The sequence below is a fragment of the Roseovarius sp. TE539 genome (genome assembly GCF_003298505.1).
Lineage (GTDB): Bacteria > Pseudomonadota > Alphaproteobacteria > Rhodobacterales > Rhodobacteraceae > Roseovarius.
The window spans coordinates 13,308-32,030 of sequence record NZ_QNGB01000030.1; the positions used below are offsets into that span (position 1 = coordinate 13,308).

Sequence of the window (18,723 nt, forward strand, 5' to 3'; positions counted from 1 at the left end):
ATGATGGCTATTTGGTACGAATCTTCTTATGGAAGCGCTTCCATAGGAACATAATCGGGCTTGCAATGCAAATCCGCAGCGGTCACTTTAGCGATGACCGGCCCTGTCGTGCGCATCGGGGCCTGAAGGAAGGTGGTGCGCAAGTGAGCGGTCCTACGAAAACGAACCTGCTGGACGTGGCCCGCAAGGCCGGCGTTTCTCAAACCACCGTGTCGCGCTACTTCAACGAGCCGGGAAAAATCCGTGAGGAAACCCGGAAACGCATCTCTCAGGCCATCGCCGAACTCGATTTCGTCCCCAGCATGACCGCGCGAACACTGGCGATGTCGCGCTCGCACACAATCGGCGCCATCGTGCCTACCTTTGACCACGCGCTCTTCGCCCGTGAGTTGAACGATATGGCCGACCAGCTCTCCAAGGCTGGCTACGCTCTCCTCATTGCCTCCGACCAGTACGAGCCGGGCCAAGAAACCGATCTCGTGCGCACCATGATCGGGCGTAATGTCGATGGGCTGCTGCTCGTCGGGCTAGAGCGCGAACCTGGCATATACGACTTGCTCGACCGCCGCGGCGTACCTTACGTCACGACTTGGACGATCGACCGTGAGGTGTCCCGCCCCCAGGTCGGTGCGGACAAGTTCGCCGCCGCGCACGAGATCGCTGATCACCTGCTTGACCTTGGCCACCAGCGCTTTGCGGTGATCGAATTTCCTGTTGCCAACAATGACCGAGCGCGAACTCGGCTGCGCGGCTTCAGGACCGCAATCGAGGAGCGCGGGCTGTCCCTGCCGAACGAGGTCGTGTTCGAAGAACCACCTACCTACGAAGCCGGCGGTCGGATCCTAAGGTCAATATTGCAAAGCGATGCTCCTCCCACGGCGCTCCTGTGCGGCACAGACGTGTTCGCGATTGGTGCGCTGCTCGAGGCCAAACGACTTGGGTTGAACCTTCCCGCCGAAATTTCCATCTCCGGCTTTGATAACCTTCCAATCGCATCTCTGCTGGATCCACCGCTCACAACGATCGATCTTGCCGTGCGTGAAACCGGCCAGCTTGCGGCACGCTATCTGCTCAGGAAGATCGAAGGGGTTGATCCTCCCAGTATTTCAGTACCAAGGCACGAATTGATCTTGGGTGGTAGCACGGGCCGCCCAGGACGTTAGCTGTGAAACAATTTGATTGTGGCATAACGCGGTCTTGCACCAATGCCTGATACAGACGAAACCTAATGCGTTGCGGGGCCGCGCTACAATCCGCATGGTGGATGGTTATAATTTTGCAGAGAAGGTCCTGTCTTCACCCCGTCGAATGCTGCGCCTGCGAGGGTCATGGCTATGCCCATCAAAAAGGGGGCCGACACCGGTCGCTCGCCGCGTTACGTTTGAATCGTGCGCCGGTGATTACCGCACCACAACGCGGCTGGCTGCCATGACCGGGTGTACCCCCCCTCCTATGGTTCCTCCGTGGCCCTGATTGTATACGGGGGGGCTCAGCGCGCGATTTCGCTAGCGACTGGATTCCTCACCGGGGAATCCACCTGGAATCCACCCCGGCGGGCCAGCTCGGATTTCTGACTCGTTTTCAAGGGCTTGGCCGTGCGCCCCTTGGCCCAGGTGGATTCCTCGGAGGAATCCAGGGAAGCCACCTGCGCGGAATCCGCCCTGGCTGGAAGCCACCCGAGGAAGCCACCTTGGAATGCCCCTTGCAGGCCTGTCATCGCGCTTTTCACGGAAAGATGTTGATTCAGCTGCAAAAAATCCTTTGACATTTCTAGCCCCATTGACGTACCTCTTGATCATCGAAGAATAGCGCCCGGAGGATAGCCCCCGCGGGCGTTTTCCATTTCCCGACATCGCGGACGTTGATGCTGCTGCAGACCGACCCGGTCGTGCCTGTGCGTCTGTCCGCCTTTCGCCACAGCAGAGAACACTGATGGACCTTGTCTTCGCGCCAAGCGAGATCGAGGCCTGGCCGATCGAGCGGCTGAGCCCCTATGCCCGCAATGCCAAGATCCACGCCGACGACCAGGTGGCCAAGATCGCCGCCAGCATGGCGCAGTTCGGCTGGACCGTGCCCTGCATGGTGGCCGACGATGGCGAACTGATCGCGGGGCATGGCCGGGTGCTGGCGGCCACCATGCTCGGGCTGACCGAGGTGCCGGTGATCCGTCTCAGCCATCTCGACGAGGCCGAGCGTCGCGCCTACCGGATCGCGGACAATAAACTCACCGAGCTCGGAGACTGGGACGAGGCCCTGCTGCGCGACGAGATCGCGGGGCTGCTGGCCGAGGATTTCGACCTGTCGCTGCTAGGGATCGGCGAGGCCGAGCTCGAGGCGCTCCTTCACGACCCCGAGGCGCAGGGCGATGGCCCGGTCGAAGGTGAGAACGATGTGCCCGAGGCGCCGGTCACGCCGGTGTCCGTGCCGGGGGACCTCTGGCAGCTGGGGGATCACCGGCTGATCTGCGGCGACAGCACGACAGCCGACGTGGTCGGGCGGTTGTTGGGCGATGTGAAGCCCCTGCTGATGGTGACCGATCCGCCCTATGGCGTGGCCTATGACCCGGCCTGGCGCAACCAGGCCGGCGTCGCCGGTGCGGCCAAGACCAAGCGCACCGGCAAGGTGCTCAATGACGACCGCGCCGACTGGCGCGAGGCCTGGGCGCTCTTTCCGGGCGACGTCGCCTATGTCTGGCATGGGGCGCTGCATGCCGCCGAGGTGACGGAGTCGCTGACCGCTTCGGGTTTCGCCATCCGCTCGCAGATCATCTGGGCCAAGGATCGGCTCGTGCTCAGCCGCGGCGATTATCACTGGCAGCACGAGCCCTGCTGGTATGCTGTCCGAACCAAGGCCAAGGGCCACTGGGCGGGCGACCGCAAGCAGACGACACTGTGGCAGATCACGAACAAGGATCAGGACGCCGAGACAGTGCACGGCACCCAGAAGCCCGTCGAATGCATGCGCCGCCCGATCCTGAACAACTCCAATACCGGCCAAGCGGTCTACGAGCCGTTCATGGGATCCGGCACAACGCTGATCGCGGCCGAGACCACCGGCCGGATCTGCTACGGGGTCGAGCTGAACCCGGCCTATGTCGATGTCGCCATCGAGCGGTGGCAGGCCTTCATCGGCGCGGAGGCGGTGCTGGTGGAAACCGGCGAGAGCTTCGCCGCGCTGAAGTCCAAGAGGCACGCGGCATGACCGTCGAGATGCTCCAAGCCAGATCGCGTTCTGGCCGCTGGAACAGCTCAAGCCCGATGCGCGCAATACCAATGCGGGACGAACTTGCACTTGACACATTCGGATGCCACGACCGCTCCCAGCCCCGAAGCGGACATGGTGCGGAACGACGAGGTAGGCAAAAGCGGACACCCGCGCTACGCTGCTCTAAAGGCCGAGATGCGGACAGTTCTTGCCGTTCGCTGTGACTGCCGGGTCGAGGTTGCGCCTGTGGGTGGATTGGTCCTGGCGCAGTCACTCGGCGGCTTCGTGCAGCTGCTGTGGCATGATCCCCTCGGCCGCCGCTTCCGCGCGCAACCAGTGTCGAAATGCTGCAATCCGCGGGTCATCCGCACGGATTTCGGGACAGGCGATCGCGTAGATCGACATGGGCGGCGTTGTCGCGTCGAAGAGCCGTTGCAATCGGCCTGAAGCGATTGTGCCGCGCACCATGGCGTCGTAGGCCAGCGACACGCCTTGGTGCTGCTCGACCATGGTCGTCGCAAGCTCGCAATTGGGGTAAGTGGGCCCGGACGGCAGGGTGGCCCCGGCCAGGCCCGCCGCGGCGAACCATTCGGGCCAGGCATCGTCCGTCTCGTCGTAGAAGAGCGTGAGGCGCAGCAGATCTTTCGGGTGCCGCACGTTCTCGCGCTCCCGCAATGCCGGAGAGATCACCGGATACCGGGCCGAGGCCATCAGCGGCTCGACGCGCAAGCCAGGCGTCGGTCGGTCAGACCACTGGATCACGACGTCCGCGTCATTGGTCGCGAAGTCGAGCGACGGCGCGCCGTTCGAGACCCGAAGCCGGATGTCACTGGCGAACTCGAGCCTGGGCAAGCGAGGCACCAGCCAACGCGCGGCGAAGCCCGGCGTCGAGAGAACGCGCACGGTTTGTGGTGTCGCGCGCACAGCCTCTGTCTCTTCGATGAAAGCATCCAGCAGGTGGGTCAGTTTTCCGGCATAGGCCTCGCCCGTGAGGGTGAGCGCGATCCGATTGCCCCACCGCTCGAAGAGCTGCGTGTCGAGGAAGTCCTCCAGCGCCTTGATCTGGTGGCTGACGGCCGAGGGCGTCAGGCACAGCTCGTCCGCCGCGGCCTTGACCGACATGTGTCGCGCGGTGGCCTCGAAGGCGCGGACGGCTGCGAAGGGCGGAAGCTTGCGTCCCATTTCTGCCTGAACTGAGCTCACGCGGGGCTGAAAAGTGATCGTTCGGTGTCGTTCCGTAAATAGCGTAGCATGAGGCTACCAAATTTCAAAATCGCGCACCGGAGGGAATGATGCACCGCTCCAGTTTCGCCGTGGCACTCGCCGCGGCCTTGATAGCCTTTTGCCCGACGCTGCCGCGCGCCGGGAATGAGCCTGGCTCGTCGGTTGCCGGGTGGCAACATGCGGACAGCATGGCCACGCTCATCTCCTCGCTCGACGCCTGGCTTGATGCACGGTCGGACTGGCCACGCCGCGATGTGGCCCCGCGCGTACGTCTCGTCAGCGAGTGGCAGGCGGCGGCGCGGCAGGGTGCGACGGCGAGTTTTCAGCGTGGCCGTCTTCGGGGTCTCTATGACCCGGATCGGTCCGAGATCCTGCTGGTGCGCCCCTGGGACCCGCGCAAGGCGGTCGATGTTGCCGTGTTGCTGCACGAACTCGCGCATCACCGGCAGGCGCCGCACCACTGGTATTGCCCGGCCGCACAGGAGCTGCCGGCCTACCGGTTGCAGGAGCGGTGGCTTTCTGAACAAGGCTATTCGCTCGATGTGAACTGGCTTGCCGTGGTGCTCGACGCGGGATGCACCCCGCGGGACATCCATCCCGAATGAACGGCCGCATGGCGTCGGTCACGTCTTGAGAGGCTACAACGGTTCGAAACTTTGCAAAGCCCGCTCACTGCGCAGACCTGCCGTTCAACCGCAACGCGGCATCGGATGAAGCGGGCCCCAAGCCGTCGCCTGCCTCTTCTGGTCGGTCTTGGCGGACTCCCGATCAGACCGACCGGCGGGAGCCTGGACGCATGTCACGTGATCCGATGCACCGTCCCTCGTCCGGCCTCCTTCGCGGACGTGATCACGAGGCCCAGCTTCTTCTTGAGCGCCCCGGAGATCATGCCTCTGGCCGAATGCGCCTGCCAGCCGGTCGCCGCGACAATCTCGCCAATGGACGCGCCCTCGGGGCGCTGCAGCAGCGCGATGATCTGCGCCTGCTTGGTGCCGGCGCGGATGGCCGGAGACTTCGGAGCCTCGGACATCGGCGCGGGGTCCGGCTTCGCCTTGCGCGCCCCGCTGGTGGCCTTGGCGACCACCGGCTCGATCCCGATGGCGTCCAGACCGACCTCGGTCACGATCAGCGTGGTACCATGGCCATCGCCGGTCTCGCGCCAGAGGGGCTCGCCCTTGCGGATATCGGCATCGACCTCTTCGAGCCAGCCGCGCTCGACCATCCTGGTCACGGCCACATTCGCGGCGGCGCCATGCAGCCCCTCGGGCAGCGGCATGGCCAGATTGCCGGGGCGGGTCGCCGCGCGGCTGAGGATCAGCGATTGGGTGTCGGTGAGCTTGGGCATCGGGGCCTCCGGTGATGTCGGGCGGCACGGGATGCGCCGCCTTCTACCGGGTGAAGCCCGCCGTGTTGGCGGGCTGCCCCGAAGCTTGGGCCGGAGGGGTTATTCGGCGTGTTCGCCCTCGCCAAAGGCGCTGTCGGTGATGCGCTTCAGCAGGCTGGCGTAATGCTCGAGGGTCCCGACCATCGCCCAGCCGACCTCGTCGGGGTGGGTCTCGAAATGATCGGCGCTGAGCGCCTGCAGGCGCGCGAGCATCTCGTCGATCTCGGCCTTCTTTCCGATGAAGGCGCCGAGCGCGGCTTCGCGGTTGCGGCGGGCCTTCTCGGCGCGGAGTTGATGGCGGGGCGTGGTGATCGGGTTCAGGCGGGTCATGGTGATGGCTCCTTTTGCGTGTGGTGGCGGGGCCCGCAGGCCCCGCGCGTGTGGTTCATGCGGCGCCGGCGGCTTCCAGCGTGGCGATATGGCGGCGCAGCGTGGCGGCTTCCTCGCGGGCGGCGTCGGCCCAGAAGGCGGCGCGTGCGTTGCAAGCCTCGGCGAGGCGCTGGGCATCGGCTCGCGTGAAGCGGTTGACCCTGTGCGCGCGGCCATGCCCGGTGCATGTGGCGCGGTGCGTGTCGCCCTCGGGCGCAACGGTGAAGGTCAGCGGCCCAAAACCGTCGATGACGATCCAGGTCTGGGCGGCGACGATGGCGCAGGCACTGGGCGCGAGGACGGTTTCGATCTCTTCGGCGGTGGCGCGGAAGTCGGCGATCAGGTTTGCGGCGGGGGTGGTCATGGCTTGGCTCCGTGTGGTGAGTTGCATCGTTCTGGTGTCATCAGAATCGCTCCACGGGGCCTGAAAGTGTAGGCAAATCAGAGCAATATGATTGCTTTATGATCGCTCGGCCCCTGGCGCCAGATCGCCCACGCCGGCCGTCGGGAAATCACGACCCGCCAGTTTCAAATGATGTGAGGAGCTTTCCAGAGCCATGGAGGGTATGAGCGAGCGCGCCTACGCCGCCCACGCCGGGCTCTCGCGCGGGGCCGTGCAGAAGGCGCGCAAGACCGGGCGGCTGGTGCTCTTTGCCGATGGCTCGATCGATGCCGCGGCGTCGGATGCACGGCGGGGCGGCATGACCGATCCGGATCAGCAGGGGCGCGCGCGGGGTGGAATTGGGGACAGCAGCAGCACTGAAACCGCTCCCGTCTCCGGCCCCGGCGACAGCGCGTCCTATCTCAAGGCGCGCACCGCGCTGACCGTCTACCAGGCGCAGGAGCGCCAGCTGGCGATCCAGCGCAAGAAGGGCGCGCTGGTCGATCGCGCCCGCGCCGAGACGCTGGTCTTTCGCCTCGCCCGGCAGGAGCGCGATGTCTGGACCACCTGGCCCACCCGCGTGGCCGCCCTCATGGCCGCGCAATTGTCCGCAGATATGGAGAGTGCATCCGGGACGCCCGTGACGATCGAGGCGGCGATCCTGCAAAGGGTGCTGGAAGCCCATGTCCGAGAGCAGCTCGACGCCCTGGCCGATCTCCGGGTCTCGCTTGAATGACGGAGATGTTGACGAGGGCCTGACCGATGACGACCTGACCGCAAACCTCGATCTCGGGTTCGATGGCGCGGAGGACATCCTGCGCGCCTGGCGCCGTGGCCTGCGCCCCGATCCCGACCTCACGGTATCGGCCTGGGCGGATCAGCATCGCTGGCTGTCGTCTCGCGCCTCGGCCGAGCCCGGGCGCTACCGCACCGCGCGCACGCCCTACCTGCGCGAGATCATGGATTCGCTTTCGCCCGGCCACCCGGCACATCGCGTCACCTTCATGAAGGCCGCGCAGGTCGGTGCAACAGAGGCCGGCAACAACTGGATCGGGTTCGTGATCCACCACGCGCCGGGGCCGATGCTGGCGGTCCTGCCCACGGTGGAGATGGCCAAGCGGACCTCGCGCGGGCGGATCGACCCGCTGATTGCCGACAGCGCGGCGCTGAAGGAACGCGTGCAGCCCGCGCGCTCGCGGGACGCGGGCAACTCGATGCTGTCCAAGGAGTTCCCCGGTGGCATCCTGGTGCTGACCGGGGCCAACTCGGCAACCGGCCTGCGCTCGATGCCGGCGCGTTACATCTTCCTCGACGAGGTGGACGCCTACCCGGCCTCGGCCGACGAGGAAGGCGACCCGGTCACGCTGGCCGAAGCGCGCACCACGACCTTTGCACATCGACGCAAGGTGTTCATGGTCTCGACGCCGACGATCCGCGGGCTGTCCCGCATAGAGCGCGAGTTCGAGGCCAGTGATCAGCGACGGTATTTCGTGCCGTGCCCGCATTGCGGCCATATGCAGTGGCTGCAGTTCGAGCGCCTGCGGTGGGAGAAGAATCAGCCCGAGACTGCTGCGTACACCTGCGCCGGTTGCGAGATGCCGATTGCCGAGCATCACAAGACGGCAATGCTGGAGCACGGGGAATGGCGGGCGACCGCCGCGCCCGCGCATGCCAGGGCCATCGGCTTCCACCTTTCGGCGCTCTATTCGCCGATCGGCTGGAAAAGCTGGGCGCAGATCGCACAGGACTGGCTGGCGGCCCAGGGCTCCGACGAGATGCTGCGGGCGGCGCGCAACACGCTGCTGGGCGAGACATGGGTGGAGAGCGGCGAGGCGCCGGACTGGCAGCAGCTGGCGGACCGGCGCGAGAGCTACCCGGCGCGGATCCCCGCGGGTGGTCTGTTCCTGACCGCGGGCGCGGATGTGCAGAAGGACCGCATCGAGGTCGATGTCTGGGCCTGGGGCCGCGGCGGGACAAGCTGGCTGGTTGATCACATCGTGATCCCCGGCGGGCCGGATGATCCGGCCTGCTGGGAGGCGCTCACCGCACTGCTCGCCCGAACATGGGAGCATGAGCATGGCGCGATCATGACGCTGGCCAAGCTCGCCATCGACACGGGCTACGAATCCGCGGCGGTCTATGCCTGGGCGCGCCAGCAGGGCACGGCCCAGGTCGCGCCGGTCAAGGGCATGGAAGGGTTCAACCGGGCGACGCCAGTCTCGGGGCCGACCTTCGTCGATGCCACGGTGAACGGGCGCAAGCTGAAACGCGGCGCGCGGCTCTGGACCGTGGCCACGGCCACCTTCAAGGCCGAGACCTATCGCCATCTGCGGCTGGCGCGCGCGCGTGACGAAGACCGCGCCAACGGTTTGCCGGACCCGCCCGGCACCGTCCATCTGCCCGACTGGGCCGACAGCGAATGGCTCAAGCAGCTGGTGGCCGAGCAGCTGGTCACGATCCGCACCAAGCGCGGCTATGCCCGCCAGGAGTGGCAGAAGATGCGCGAGCGCAACGAGGCGCTCGATACCCGGGTCTATGCCCGCGCCGCGGCCTGGATCCTCGGCGCCGACCGGTTCGACGCGCGGATGTGGCGGCAGCTGGAGACGCAGGCGGGCGTGGAGACGGCTGCTGTCGCCTCCGAGGCCGAGCCAGACAAACCGGCCGAGGAGCCCCAGGCCGGGCGCATCACGACGCAGCGCCGGCGCGGCTGGCGGGTGAGTACGCCCAGATACATGGAGTGATGATGACCCTCGATGATCTCAAGGCCCGCCACAGCGCGCTGTTGGCTGCGCGCTACAGCGGCACGCGGTCGGTCAGCTATGACGGCAAGAGCGTGACCTACGGCTCGGACGCCGAAATTGCGGCAGCGATTGCGGATATCGAGCGACGAATTGCGGCACTGGAAAAGACCAACCGCCGCGTGCTGCACCCCTTTGCGACCAAGGATCTGTGATGACCTGGCGCCAGCGTCTCGGGGCCTTCATCGGCGGGTTCGATGCGGGCCAGCACCACCGCCGTCTGCGGGGTTTCCGCGCGACCCGCGCCCATGTCAACGCGCTGATCGCCGCCTCGGGGTCCGACATCACCGCCCGGGCCCGCTGGCTGGTGCGCAACAACGGTTATGCCGTGAACGCGGTGGAAAGCTGGGCGGCCAATACCGCGGGCGACGGCATCAAGCCGATCTCCAAGATCAGTGATCCCGCCCGAAAGGAAGAGCTGCAGCGGCTCTGGCTGGCCTGGACGGACGAGGCGGATGCCGAAGGGCTGACCGACTTCTACGGGCTGCAGCGCCGCGCAGCGCGCGAGGTCTTCATCGCCGGTGAGGTGTTCTTCCGCATCCGGCCACGCCGCCCGGAGGACGGGCTGGCCGTGCCGCTGCAGCTGCAGATGCTGCCCGCGGAAATGCTCCCGCTGGAGCAGAGCGGGACGGCGGCAAACGGCAATGCCATCCGCCAGGGCATCGAGTTCGACCGCATCGGACGGCGCGTCGCCTATCACTTCCTGCGCCGCCATCCCGGCGACAGCACAGACCCGGGGCTCGCGGGCGCGCTCACCCGGGTGCCGGCGTCAGAGATCATCCACGTGATCGACCCGGTCGAGGGCGGTCAGCTGCGTGGCGTCTCCAAACTTGCCCCGGCGATCGTCAAGCTCTTCCTGCTCGACCAGTATGATGACGCCGAGCTTGACCGCAAAAAGGTTGCGGCAATGTACGCGATGTTCGTGACTTCGCCCGCGCCGGAGACCCCGTTGGCCCCGCCCGAGGACGAGGCGGGCGATGCCGGCCTCGAGGTCAGCCCCGGCCAGATCGTGCGGCTCGATCCGGGCGAGGATGTCACAGTCGGCCAGCCCGCCGACAGCGGGGCGACCTACGAGCCGTTCCAGTACCGCACGCTGCTGCAGATCTCGGCGGCGCTGGGCATCCCCTATCCGTACCTCGCCAATGACATGGTGAAGGGCAACTTCTCGAACTCACGGCTCGCCCTGATCGAGTTCCGCCGCCGCGTGTCGGCCTGGCAGCATTCGGTCATGGTCTACCAGCTCTGCCGCCCGGTCTATGCCCGCTGGATGGATGCCGCGGTGCTCTCGGGCGCGCTGGCCCTGCCGGATTACGAAGCCAACCGGTCCCGACTGCTGACCGCCGACTGGCTGCCCACGAAGTGGGACTGGGTGGACCCATTGAAGGACGCCAATGCCGAGATCGCCCAGATCGAGGCGGGCCTCAAATCCCGCACCCAGGCCATTGCCGAGCGCGGCTATGACGCCGAGCAGGTCGATCGCGAGATCGCCGCGGAACACGCCCGCGAGCGTGCGCTGGGCCTCGACTTCCGCCGGCCGGGATCGCCGGCGCAGGGTGCGACGGTCATGCCAGGCGAAAACCCGGACCATGACGCGACCAACAGTGACGCCGCGGACGTAAAGGACACTCCCGAGGATAGCGAAGAAGGATAGGTCTTACGCTGTAAGCAAACGCACGCCCGGCAGGCGCGCCGCCTTGCGATCAAACGTGAACAGTTCGCTTGCATCAGCGCGCCGGGCGGCGGCCGCAATCATCAGATCGGCGAATCCGAAGCCATCGTTGCGATAGCGGTCGACAGCCACGCCCACCTCATCGGCCGCCTCGATCTCCAGTTCAATCGACGTCAACAGGCCATCCAGCGCAGCGGCAATGTCGACGCGCTGGTAGCCATAGGCGCGCTCCAGCACCCAGACGAGTTCGACAAGAACCTCCCGGCCAACAAATCCGGGAGCCGCATCGGTCAGCTGGTCCATAACGGTATTGGCGATGCGTGCCTGTTCGGGATCGTCCTGCACGAGGAAGCGCACCAGAACATTGGTATCGAGCGCAATCATGCGCCAGACGTTCCGCTCTCTTCAGCACCGCCAGCGATCGCTTCGTCCATCGCGTCCAGCGAAACAGGTTTTTGCCCCGACCGCGCCAGGGCGCCCCGCAAGTCATTGACCGACCGCGCCTTCACGATGCGGACCTCGCCGTCGAGGATCACATAGCGCACCCGGTCACCGCTCGCGAGACCAAGGGCTGCCCGGACATCCCGGGGCAGTGTGGTCTGGCCTTTAACCGTAACTGTCGATTCATGCATCGGCGCACTCCTTACAAAACCATAGTTCTCCTTACCACGCAGGTATTGGGAATGCAAAGTCAAGCCGAGGACCAACCCTGATGCTCCATGCCCGCATTGCCGCGCGCGCCTTCAACACGCCGCTGCTGGTCGACCCAATCAAGGCCATGGCGTTCCTGTCGGGCCTCGGGCCGCGGGTTCTCGGGCGGCAGATCGATGTTGTTGACGGCTTCGAGGCACAAGGTGCAGGGGACGCCGCGCTGCCCGCCCGTGCCAGCATCCTGACGAACGGCCTGTCGGAGAACTTCCACCAGCACGGCGAGGCGCCCTTTCCACTGGTTGACGGCATCGCCCTGATCGAGATCTCGGGCGTGCTCATCCATCGCGGCGGCTGGATCGGCCAGTCCTCGGGTCAGACCAGCTACGAGGGACTCGCCGCCCAGATCGAGGCGGCCGCCAGTGAGACGTCGGTCCGTGGTGTCGCGCTGGAGATCGACAGCTTTGGCGGCGAGGTGGCCGGTGTGTTCGACCTGGCCGACCGCATCCGCGCGCTGCGCCGCGACAAGCCGGTCTGGGCGTTCGTCGCCGAACACGCCTTCTCGGCCGGCTATGCGCTCGCCAGCCAAGCGGACCGCATCCTGCTGCCGCGCACCGGCGCACTGGGCAGCATCGGCGTTGTCGTAATGCATGCCGATCTCAGCGGCAAGCTCGACCAGGCGGGCGTGCAGGTCACGCTGATCCATTCCGGCCAGCACAAGGTGGATGGCAACCCCTACGCCCCGTTGGCCGACGATGTGCGTGGCGACATCCAGCGCGAGATCGACGTGCTGCGGGTCCTCTTTGCAGAGACCGTCGCGGCCGGGCGCGCCGGGCGGTTGAGCCAGGAGGCCGCACTGGCCACCGAAGCCGCCACCTATCGCGGCACCGATGCTGTCGAGGCGGGTCTGGCCGACGAGGTCACCGACCTCGGGAGTGGCTTCGGCGCCTTCCGCGAACAAGTAGCGCGCACGTCCGGTTCCACATCTGCGCGCATGCAACGCGCATCCCTTCCCAAACCCCGAAAGGAGACCGCCATGGCCCATGCGCCCGACCAGGATACCACGCCGCAGGATAAGGAGGCACGTGATGTGCGACAGGAGGATGCGAGCGAAACGAAGATCGACATTCCTGCTACGTCTGCATACTCCGAAGCCACCATCGCCGCATCGGACCCCGACGCCGCAGCACCGCCTGCAACCACACCGGCATCGGAACCGCCCGCCACGCAGCCGGGCAATCTGGCCGAGGTCTCGGCGCGGCTGCGCCAGGAGGCGGCGGAAATCACCGAGATCGCGGCGCAGGCCGGGCGGCTCGGCATCGCGATCGACGCCGCGAAAGCCCTGCGCGAGGGCACCACGCCCGAGGCCCTGCGCAGCCTCGTCCTCGACCGCGCCAGTGCCGCCGCCGACGCGCGCGATGTCGTGGCGGCCCCGCCGGCGCCAGCCTTGCCACAGGCGACGGAAAGCCCGCTCATCGCGGCGGCAAAGCGGGACGCAGCCGCGGGCAAGCGCAGCTGACGCCCGGCCTGCGCCTCACCCAACCTCTCAACACACCACAGACCCGAAGGTCGCCCGCCGCACCGCCCCGGCGGGGGCCTTCTTCCTCCTGGCCCTGAAGGATCCCAGACATGACTGTCCTGACCCAACCGCCCACCATGGGCGACGTCCTCAAATACGAGGTCAATCCCAACTACACCCGCGAGACCGTCACCCTGCTCGCCGGCACCGCCTATCCCGTGGGATCGGTGCTGGCGCGCATTACGGCGAGCGGCAAGTACACCCTGGCTACATCGGGCGGCACCGACGGCGCGCAGACCGCGGCGGCCGTGCTGCTCTTCGCGGTCGATGCCACCCTGTCCGATGCGGTCGGGATCGTCGTTGTCCGCGGCCCCGCCATCCTGTCGCGCGCGGCTCTCGCCTATGATGGCAGCGTCGATGACGCGGCCAAGATCACCACCAAGATCGGTCAGCTGACCGCGCTGGGCCTCATTGTCCGTGACACGGCCTGATTGGGCCGTTCGCCTCCCCCCTCTCTTTCCCCGGAGTTTGCCATGACCCTCACCCGCAACCCGTTCGACACGGGCGGCTATTCGCTCGCCGAGATGACGCAGGCCATCAATATCCTGCCCAATCTCTATACCCGCCTCGGCCAGATCGGCCTCTTTCGATATCAAGGCGTCACCCAACGCTCCATCGTCATCGAGCAGCGCGAGGGCGTTCTCAGCCTCCTGCCCTCGGTCCCGCTCGGGGCCCCCGCCACGGTCGGCGACCGCGAGCAGCGCTCCATGCGCAGCTTCGCGCTGCCCTGGATCCCCCACGACGACGTCATCCTGCCCGCAGATATCCAGGGCATGCCCGCGCTGGGCGTCTCGGACGCGGCCGATCCTCTGGTCGAGGTGATGAACCGCAAGCTGACGCTGATGCGCCGCAAGCATGCCCAGACCCGCGAATACATGGAGATGAACGCGCTGCGCGGCATCGTGAAGGACGGCGCGGGCACCACGCTCTACGACTACTTCACCGAGTTCGGGCTCACCCGGATCTCCGTCGACTTCGTCTTCGGCACCGCGGGCACCAATGTCCAGGGCAAGGTCCGGACCGTGCTGCGCGGGATCGAGGACAACCTTCTGGGCGAGACCATGACCACCGCGCATGCGCTGGTCAGCTCGGAGTTCTTCGACAAGCTGATCAGCCATCCCAAGACCGAGGACGCCTACAAGTTCTACTCGGCCACCGGCGGCCAGCCCCTGCGCGACGACATGCGCCGGGCCTTCCCCTTCGCCGGGATCCTCTTCGAGGAATACAACGGCTCCGTCACCCTCTCGAACGGCACCTCGGAACGACTGATCCCCGCGGGCGAGGGCATCGCATTCCCGCTGGGCACCTTTGATACCTTCACCACCTATGGCGGCCCGGCCAACCTGCTGGAGACCGCCAACACCGTCGGCTTGCCGCTTTATGCGCGTCAGATGATCGACGCCAAGGGGCGCTGGATCGATCTGATGACGGAAAGCTCGATCCTGCCGGTCAACAAGCGCCCGCGGCTGGCCCTCCGCCTGCACAGCTCGAACTGACGTCCATGTCCATCTTTGCAGCGGTCATCGACACGCTCTTCGGCGATCCCAACATGGCCCGCGACGCGGTCTACACGCCGGACGGGGGCGCCGCCCGTCTCGTCCGCGTGGTTGTCCGCCGCGCGGACGACACCACCGGGTTTGGCGAGGCGCGGCTCTGGTCGGAAACCACGCGTGTGGATCTGCGCGTGGCCGAAGTGCCCAATCCGCGCCCGGGCGATCGCCTCGAGATCGACGGCGAGGCCTTCCTTGTCCAGGGCGAGCCCGTCCGCGACCGCGAGCGGCTGGTCTGGACGGTGGATTTGCGGCCAGCATGACAGCCAAATTCGGAGGGGACGATGAAACTCAAACTCGACGTCACACCCGATCTGGCCACCATGATGGCCGCCGAGATCGCCGCGGGCGAAAGGGCCGTCACCGCCGCCATCCGCGAGGCCGGGACCGGCCTCAGGGCCGACTGGCGCCGGCAGATCACTGGCGCGGGGTTGGGCCAGCGTCTTTCCCGCACCATCCGGTCGGCGCAGTATCCGAAGGGCCAACCCAGCCTGAACGCCGCCGCGCTGGTCTGGTCGAAAGCGCCAGACATCATCAGCGCGCACGACACCGGCCCGCTGATCCGCTCCAAGAGCGGATTCTGGCTCGCAATCCCTTTGCCAGCCGCCGGGCGCGGTCGCGGTGGGGCACGGCTCACGCCTGGAGAATGGGAGCGGCGTCGCGGCCTGCGGCTGCGGTTCGTCTATCGACGGCGTGGGCCGAGCCTGCTCGTCGCCGACCGCGCCCGGATCAACACTCGCGGCACCGCGGTTGCCTCGCGCGCCAAGACAGGACGCAACCAGGTTACCGCGCCGATCTTCCTTCTCGTCCCGCAGGTGAAGTTGTCGAAGCGGCTGGACCTGGACCGGGACGCCGAGCGGGCGCATGACAGCGTGCCGCGGCTGATTTTGGCGAAGTGGGCGGAGGGACGCTCTTGATTGGCGCAGACCCATCCTGATCTCTCGACGCCCAATTCAGGCCAAATGTTTCATCGCCGATCCAGCTTGCCGAATTCGCTTTCCAGAAGGGAGCGAATTTTCTTACCCGCACCGCGCAAGGCCGCATCGACATTGGCGTCATTGTGGGTGACCGTCTGCGGCTGCATTCCCTCGGGCCGCGCCTCGACGGTGCAGCGAATATCATCGTCCCCGCCCTTGGCACCATTCACATCGGCCAGATGAACTTCGATCCGTGACAGTCGGTTGCTCAGATGCCCCAGTGCCGTCGTGACAATCGTTTCGGCCACTTCTGCGAGTCGGTCATCGCCTTGAATATTGGCGTCGGTATTCAGTTGGAATTGCATGACGATTCTCCTTTGAGTGCTGACCTACGATGAAAAGCCACGAAGATGATTAATCCAGAGCAATTGCACCTGCGCGACAAATAAAATCGCGAGCGCGTTGATAGCTTGAGAGAGGATTGAATGCCACCAGCGTTGCCCACACCCCGCGAAACCATTCTCGCCGCGCTGCATGCGCGGCTCTCGGCACTGCCCGCCACCGCCCTGCGTGGCGAGGTGCTGCCCGAGCGCGTGCCGGCCGAGGGCCTGCTGATCCTGCGCGACGGCGAGCCGGGGGAGCCGGAGGTGACGTTGTCGCCTCTGCGCTACCACTACGAGCATCGGGCCGAGATCGAGGCGGTGGTTCAGGGCGCCGACCGTGATGCCGCCTTCGACACGCTGACCGCCAGCATCGGCGCAGCGCTCGCCGCCGACCGCACGCTGGGCGGCCTCTGCGATTGGGTCGAGGCGGAAGCGCCGCGCCCGGTCGATTTGGCCGTAGAGGGCGCGGCGAGCCTGAAGGCGGCCGTGATCCCGGTGGTGCTGCACTATTCGACGTCCGATCCGCTGGCCAGCTGAATGTGACCGGGCCTGCAAGCTCGCGCAGTCGCTCGCGACCCTGCGCTGAATGTCAGGCGGCCTCCTTTTCCCAGTCGCCTGCGGACAGGGCCTGGCACAAGTCCTTGATGGCCGCCTCCGACATGCGCGCCGGATCAAACTGGCCATCTATCAGGTAGCGCGACAGGATCTCTTCCTTGATGCGAGAAGCATTGATCAGATGCATGCTCCACTCGAGGAAAGAGCGGTTTTCGACATCCCCGGCCAAGATGATCCTGATGTCGCGGTGACGATCGTCCTGCATGATCCGCATGAAACACGCAGCAACCCTGGATCTGTCACCTTCCAGAAGCTGCATGAAGCTCCGTTCGCCCACGATCAATGCACCTGTAATGCCGTCGCGCTCGTTGTTGGCGCGGGATTTCTGAAGAATCCGGTCAACCGCCTCGATGGCGAGGCCGTCATGGGTCGACGCGTAGATGAGCCGGGCAAGTTGCATGGTCGTTCCTTTGCACGAGGCAGAACCAGAGACCGTGCTGACATTGTAGAGGTTTGGTGATGCCCGACTCAAGAGGAGACCAAGTGAGCTCCTCAGATCAGCGGCGGATGGCCGGGAATCCCGTCGTGTTGTCAAGAACGCGGCCCGGTCCTCCGGGCCTGTCAACTCATGAGATTTAGGAGACCACCATGGCACGAGCCCAGGGAGCGCGGGCGCAGATGGCGCTGGCGTTCGAGACGACCTATGGCACGCCGCCGACGGGCGGTTTCACGAGGATGCCCTTCGCCAGCACCTCGCTCGGCGCCGAGCAACCGCTGCTCAACAGCGAGCTGCTGGGCTACGGCCGCGATCCGCTGGCGCCGATCAAGGACGCGGTGACGTCGGATGGCGATGTCGTGGTGCCGATCGACGCCGAGGCCTTCGGTTTTTGGCTAAAGGCGGCCTTCGGTGCGCCGACGACCACAGGCACGGAGGCCCCGTACAGCCACGAGTTCCAGTCCGGGTCATGGACGCTGCCCAGCCTGTCGATCGAGACCGGCATGCCCGAGGTGCCGCGCTATGCGATGTATTCCGGCTGCGTGCTCGACCAGATCACCTGGCAGATGCAGCGCTCGGGGCTTCTGACCGCGACTGCGCGGCTGGTGGCGCAAGGCGAGACGGTGGGCACGACCACCAGCTCAGGCACACCCGCCGCGCTCGAGCTGAAGCGCTTCGGCCATTTCAACGGGGCGATCACCCGCAACGGCGCGGCCCTCGGCAACGTGGTCTCCGCCGAGATCACCTATACCAACAATCTCGACCGGATCGAGACCATCCGCGCGGACGGACGCATCGACGGGGCGGACCCGAGCATCGCCGCCCTGACCGGCCGGATCGAGGTGCGGTTTGCCGATCAGGTGCTGGTGGACCAGGCCATCAATGGCGAGCCCTGCGCGATGGAATTCGCCTACAGCCTGCCATCGGGCGAGAGCTTCACCTTCACCGTGCACGCCGTCTATCTCCCGCGCCCGCGCATCGAGATCAACGGGCCGCAGGGCGTGCAGGCGACCTTCGACTGGCAGGCCGCACGGGATGCCACCGCTAACGGCATGTGCACCGCCATCCTGATCAACAACATTGAGGACTACTGATGCTCACGCTCGATCTGACCAACGCGCCCCGCTGGCATGACCTGGGCCCCGGCGTCCGGGTGCAGCTGCGCCCGCTGACCACCGCGCTGATGGTGGCCACCCGCAGCGACCCGGAGGTGGAGGCGGTGCCCGAGGACACCGGCGACGAGGAACGTGCCATGGCCTTCGCCAAGGCGCTGGCGCGGCGTGCGGTGCTCGCCTGGGAGGGCGTGGGAGATGCCGAGGGCAACCCCATCGAGCCCATCCCCGAGGCCATCGACGCACTTCTGGACATCTGGCCGATCTTCGAGGCCTTCCAGCTCGCCTACGTCTCCAGGGGCCTGCTGCTGGAGCAGGAAAAAAACGCCTCCGCGCCCTCGCCGAGTGGTCCTTCGGCGGGGGCGACAGATACTGCGAGGGTTGCGAACCCGGCGAAGCCGGCCAAACGGCGTGCGAAGACTGCCCCGCGCGGCTGAACCGACCGCTTACCCA

Annotated in this window: 24 protein-coding genes; 15 read left to right on the forward strand and 9 right to left on the reverse strand. The window is 66.4% G+C overall.

Annotation, left to right across the window (positions count from 1 at the left end):
• Positions 1–65: 65 nt before the first annotated feature.
• On the forward strand, positions 66–1,163 hold the full coding sequence (locus DQW77_RS15060) for a LacI family DNA-binding transcriptional regulator (protein WP_113259050.1): 1,098 nt from the start codon (positions 66–68) through the stop codon (positions 1,161–1,163).
• Positions 1,164–1,489: 326 nt separating this feature from the next.
• On the opposite strand, the gene DQW77_RS15065 is transcribed toward DQW77_RS15060, so the two are convergent.
• Positions 1,490–1,780, reverse strand: a complete 291-nt coding sequence (locus tag DQW77_RS15065; protein ID WP_113259051.1) for a hypothetical protein — start codon at positions 1,778–1,780, stop codon at positions 1,490–1,492.
• Between the two features lie 152 nt (positions 1,781–1,932).
• Between DQW77_RS15065 and DQW77_RS15070 the strand changes: the two genes are divergently transcribed.
• Positions 1,933–3,201: a site-specific DNA-methyltransferase gene (locus DQW77_RS15070; protein ID WP_113259052.1), complete on the forward strand. Its 1,269-nt coding sequence runs from the start codon at positions 1,933–1,935 to the stop codon at positions 3,199–3,201.
• A 273-nt stretch (positions 3,202–3,474) separates the two neighbouring features.
• Here the strand turns inward: DQW77_RS15070 and DQW77_RS15075 are convergent, their stop codons facing one another.
• Positions 3,475–4,386 (reverse strand): LysR substrate-binding domain-containing protein, encoded by a 912-nt coding sequence (locus DQW77_RS15075; protein ID WP_113259053.1) that lies wholly within the window; start codon positions 4,384–4,386, stop codon positions 3,475–3,477.
• 110 nt (positions 4,387–4,496) lie between these two features.
• On the opposite strand from DQW77_RS15075, the gene DQW77_RS15080 reads away from it, so the two are divergent.
• Positions 4,497–5,033, forward strand: coding sequence for a DUF6647 family protein (locus tag DQW77_RS15080; protein ID WP_309301321.1), 537 nt, complete (start codon positions 4,497–4,499; stop codon positions 5,031–5,033).
• A gap of 194 nt (positions 5,034–5,227) precedes the next feature.
• On the opposite strand, the gene DQW77_RS15085 is transcribed toward DQW77_RS15080, so the two are convergent.
• The 3 genes from DQW77_RS15085 to DQW77_RS15095 form a co-directional block, all read right to left on the reverse strand.
• Complete coding sequence (locus DQW77_RS15085; protein WP_113259055.1) at positions 5,228–5,773, reverse strand: DUF3489 domain-containing protein; 546 nt, start codon at positions 5,771–5,773, stop codon at positions 5,228–5,230.
• A gap of 99 nt (positions 5,774–5,872) precedes the next feature.
• Positions 5,873–6,142 (reverse strand): hypothetical protein, encoded by a 270-nt coding sequence (locus tag DQW77_RS15090; protein WP_113259056.1) that lies wholly within the window; start codon positions 6,140–6,142, stop codon positions 5,873–5,875.
• Between the two features lie 55 nt (positions 6,143–6,197).
• Positions 6,198–6,545 carry a hypothetical protein gene (locus DQW77_RS15095; protein ID WP_113259057.1) on the reverse strand — a complete coding sequence of 116 codons (348 nt, stop codon included), beginning with the start codon at positions 6,543–6,545 and terminating at the stop codon, positions 6,198–6,200.
• Between the two features lie 193 nt (positions 6,546–6,738).
• Here DQW77_RS15095 and DQW77_RS15100 point away from each other — a divergent pair, with 193 nt between their 5' ends.
• Genes DQW77_RS15100 through DQW77_RS15115 form a run of 4 tightly spaced genes read left to right on the forward strand, consistent with a single transcriptional unit; the run spans position 6,739 to position 11,012 of the window.
• Positions 6,739–7,299, forward strand: coding sequence for a hypothetical protein (locus DQW77_RS15100; RefSeq protein ID WP_113259058.1), 561 nt, complete (start codon positions 6,739–6,741; stop codon positions 7,297–7,299).
• A complete protein-coding gene (locus tag DQW77_RS15105) occupies positions 7,247–9,304 on the forward strand; it encodes a phage terminase large subunit family protein (RefSeq protein WP_113259059.1) in 2,058 nt (685 codons plus the stop codon). Before DQW77_RS15100 ends, DQW77_RS15105 begins: the two co-directional genes overlap by 53 nt.
• Positions 9,305–9,306: 2 nt before the next feature.
• On the forward strand, positions 9,307–9,516 hold the full coding sequence (locus DQW77_RS15110; protein WP_113259084.1) for a phage head-tail joining protein: 210 nt from the start codon (positions 9,307–9,309) through the stop codon (positions 9,514–9,516).
• Complete coding sequence (locus DQW77_RS15115) at positions 9,516–11,012, forward strand: phage portal protein (RefSeq protein ID WP_113259060.1); 1,497 nt, start codon at positions 9,516–9,518, stop codon at positions 11,010–11,012. Before DQW77_RS15110 ends, DQW77_RS15115 begins: the two co-directional genes overlap by 1 nt.
• A gap of 3 nt (positions 11,013–11,015) precedes the next feature.
• Here DQW77_RS15115 and DQW77_RS15120 read toward each other — a convergent pair whose 3' ends face one another.
• Positions 11,016–11,414 (reverse strand): PIN domain-containing protein, encoded by a 399-nt coding sequence (locus DQW77_RS15120; protein ID WP_113259061.1) that lies wholly within the window; start codon positions 11,412–11,414, stop codon positions 11,016–11,018.
• Positions 11,411–11,662: a type II toxin-antitoxin system PrlF family antitoxin gene (locus DQW77_RS15125; protein WP_113259062.1), complete on the reverse strand. Its 252-nt coding sequence runs from the start codon at positions 11,660–11,662 to the stop codon at positions 11,411–11,413. Before DQW77_RS15125 ends, DQW77_RS15120 begins: the two co-directional genes overlap by 4 nt.
• Before the next feature lie 80 nt (positions 11,663–11,742).
• Here DQW77_RS15125 and DQW77_RS15130 point away from each other — a divergent pair, with 80 nt between their 5' ends.
• The 5 genes from DQW77_RS15130 to DQW77_RS15150 all read left to right on the forward strand — a co-directional run bounded on the left by DQW77_RS15130 (position 11,743) and on the right by DQW77_RS15150 (position 15,724).
• A complete protein-coding gene (locus DQW77_RS15130; protein WP_113259063.1) occupies positions 11,743–13,197 on the forward strand; it encodes a S49 family peptidase in 1,455 nt (484 codons plus the stop codon).
• Between the two features lie 110 nt (positions 13,198–13,307).
• Positions 13,308–13,688 (forward strand): head decoration protein, encoded by a 381-nt coding sequence (locus tag DQW77_RS15135; RefSeq protein WP_113259064.1) that lies wholly within the window; start codon positions 13,308–13,310, stop codon positions 13,686–13,688.
• Positions 13,689–13,730: 42 nt separating this feature from the next.
• Positions 13,731–14,753 carry a major capsid protein gene (locus tag DQW77_RS15140; protein ID WP_113259065.1) on the forward strand — a complete coding sequence of 341 codons (1,023 nt, stop codon included), beginning with the start codon at positions 13,731–13,733 and terminating at the stop codon, positions 14,751–14,753.
• Positions 14,754–14,758: 5 nt separating this feature from the next.
• Complete coding sequence (locus DQW77_RS15145) at positions 14,759–15,070, forward strand: hypothetical protein (protein WP_113259066.1); 312 nt, start codon at positions 14,759–14,761, stop codon at positions 15,068–15,070.
• A gap of 21 nt (positions 15,071–15,091) precedes the next feature.
• Positions 15,092–15,724, forward strand: a complete 633-nt coding sequence (locus DQW77_RS15150) for a DUF6441 family protein (protein WP_113259067.1) — start codon at positions 15,092–15,094, stop codon at positions 15,722–15,724.
• A gap of 50 nt (positions 15,725–15,774) precedes the next feature.
• On the opposite strand, the gene DQW77_RS15155 is transcribed toward DQW77_RS15150, so the two are convergent.
• A complete protein-coding gene (locus tag DQW77_RS15155) occupies positions 15,775–16,089 on the reverse strand; it encodes an HPF/RaiA family ribosome-associated protein (protein ID WP_113259068.1) in 315 nt (104 codons plus the stop codon).
• Between the two features lie 132 nt (positions 16,090–16,221).
• Here DQW77_RS15155 and DQW77_RS15160 point away from each other — a divergent pair, with 132 nt between their 5' ends.
• A complete protein-coding gene (locus DQW77_RS15160; protein WP_113259069.1) occupies positions 16,222–16,644 on the forward strand; it encodes an acyl-CoA transferase in 423 nt (140 codons plus the stop codon).
• 52 nt (positions 16,645–16,696) lie between these two features.
• On the opposite strand, the gene DQW77_RS15165 is transcribed toward DQW77_RS15160, so the two are convergent.
• Positions 16,697–17,122 (reverse strand): BLUF domain-containing protein, encoded by a 426-nt coding sequence (locus DQW77_RS15165; RefSeq protein ID WP_113259070.1) that lies wholly within the window; start codon positions 17,120–17,122, stop codon positions 16,697–16,699.
• A 188-nt stretch (positions 17,123–17,310) separates the two neighbouring features.
• On the opposite strand from DQW77_RS15165, the gene DQW77_RS15170 reads away from it, so the two are divergent.
• Positions 17,311–18,252, forward strand: a complete 942-nt coding sequence (locus DQW77_RS15170) for a phage tail tube protein (protein WP_113259071.1) — start codon at positions 17,311–17,313, stop codon at positions 18,250–18,252.
• Positions 18,252–18,707: a hypothetical protein gene (locus tag DQW77_RS15175; RefSeq protein ID WP_113259072.1), complete on the forward strand. Its 456-nt coding sequence runs from the start codon at positions 18,252–18,254 to the stop codon at positions 18,705–18,707. The genes DQW77_RS15170 and DQW77_RS15175 overlap by 1 nt, the downstream gene beginning before the upstream one ends.
• Positions 18,708–18,723: the final 16 nt, after the last annotated feature.

What these genes read in the sequence shown, in the direction of transcription:
- DQW77_RS15075 (WP_113259053.1), bottom strand. Translation starts at nt 4,386, where the DNA reads ATGGGACGCAAGCTTCCGCCCTTCGCAGCCGTCCGCGCCTTCGAGGCC.
- DQW77_RS15065 (WP_113259051.1), bottom strand. Translation starts at nt 1,780, where the DNA reads ATGGGGCTAGAAATGTCAAAGGATTTTTTGCAGCTGAATCAACATCTT.
- DQW77_RS15175 (WP_113259072.1), top strand. Translation starts at nt 18,252, where the DNA reads ATGCTCACGCTCGATCTGACCAACGCGCCCCGCTGGCATGACCTGGGC.
- DQW77_RS15145 (WP_113259066.1), top strand. Translation starts at nt 14,759, where the DNA reads ATGTCCATCTTTGCAGCGGTCATCGACACGCTCTTCGGCGATCCCAAC.
- DQW77_RS15170 (WP_113259071.1), top strand. Translation starts at nt 17,311, where the DNA reads ATGGCACGAGCCCAGGGAGCGCGGGCGCAGATGGCGCTGGCGTTCGAG.
- DQW77_RS15165 (WP_113259070.1), bottom strand. Translation starts at nt 17,122, where the DNA reads ATGCAACTTGCCCGGCTCATCTACGCGTCGACCCATGACGGCCTCGCC.
- DQW77_RS15155 (WP_113259068.1), bottom strand. Translation starts at nt 16,089, where the DNA reads ATGCAATTCCAACTGAATACCGACGCCAATATTCAAGGCGATGACCGA.
- DQW77_RS15070 (WP_113259052.1), top strand. Translation starts at nt 1,933, where the DNA reads ATGGACCTTGTCTTCGCGCCAAGCGAGATCGAGGCCTGGCCGATCGAG.
- DQW77_RS15115 (WP_113259060.1), top strand. Translation starts at nt 9,516, where the DNA reads ATGACCTGGCGCCAGCGTCTCGGGGCCTTCATCGGCGGGTTCGATGCG.
- DQW77_RS15060 (WP_113259050.1), top strand. Translation starts at nt 66, where the DNA reads ATGCAAATCCGCAGCGGTCACTTTAGCGATGACCGGCCCTGTCGTGCG.
- DQW77_RS15150 (WP_113259067.1), top strand. Translation starts at nt 15,092, where the DNA reads ATGAAACTCAAACTCGACGTCACACCCGATCTGGCCACCATGATGGCC.
- DQW77_RS15095 (WP_113259057.1), bottom strand. Translation starts at nt 6,545, where the DNA reads ATGACCACCCCCGCCGCAAACCTGATCGCCGACTTCCGCGCCACCGCC.
- DQW77_RS15130 (WP_113259063.1), top strand. Translation starts at nt 11,743, where the DNA reads ATGCTCCATGCCCGCATTGCCGCGCGCGCCTTCAACACGCCGCTGCTG.
- DQW77_RS15140 (WP_113259065.1), top strand. Translation starts at nt 13,731, where the DNA reads ATGACCCTCACCCGCAACCCGTTCGACACGGGCGGCTATTCGCTCGCC.
- DQW77_RS15100 (WP_113259058.1), top strand. Translation starts at nt 6,739, where the DNA reads ATGGAGGGTATGAGCGAGCGCGCCTACGCCGCCCACGCCGGGCTCTCG.
- DQW77_RS15125 (WP_113259062.1), bottom strand. Translation starts at nt 11,662, where the DNA reads ATGCATGAATCGACAGTTACGGTTAAAGGCCAGACCACACTGCCCCGG.
- DQW77_RS15120 (WP_113259061.1), bottom strand. Translation starts at nt 11,414, where the DNA reads ATGATTGCGCTCGATACCAATGTTCTGGTGCGCTTCCTCGTGCAGGAC.
- DQW77_RS15085 (WP_113259055.1), bottom strand. Translation starts at nt 5,773, where the DNA reads ATGCCCAAGCTCACCGACACCCAATCGCTGATCCTCAGCCGCGCGGCG.
- DQW77_RS15090 (WP_113259056.1), bottom strand. Translation starts at nt 6,142, where the DNA reads ATGACCCGCCTGAACCCGATCACCACGCCCCGCCATCAACTCCGCGCC.
- DQW77_RS15080 (WP_309301321.1), top strand. Translation starts at nt 4,497, where the DNA reads ATGCACCGCTCCAGTTTCGCCGTGGCACTCGCCGCGGCCTTGATAGCC.
- DQW77_RS15110 (WP_113259084.1), top strand. Translation starts at nt 9,307, where the DNA reads ATGACCCTCGATGATCTCAAGGCCCGCCACAGCGCGCTGTTGGCTGCG.
- DQW77_RS15135 (WP_113259064.1), top strand. Translation starts at nt 13,308, where the DNA reads ATGACTGTCCTGACCCAACCGCCCACCATGGGCGACGTCCTCAAATAC.
- DQW77_RS15105 (WP_113259059.1), top strand. Translation starts at nt 7,247, where the DNA reads ATGTCCGAGAGCAGCTCGACGCCCTGGCCGATCTCCGGGTCTCGCTTG.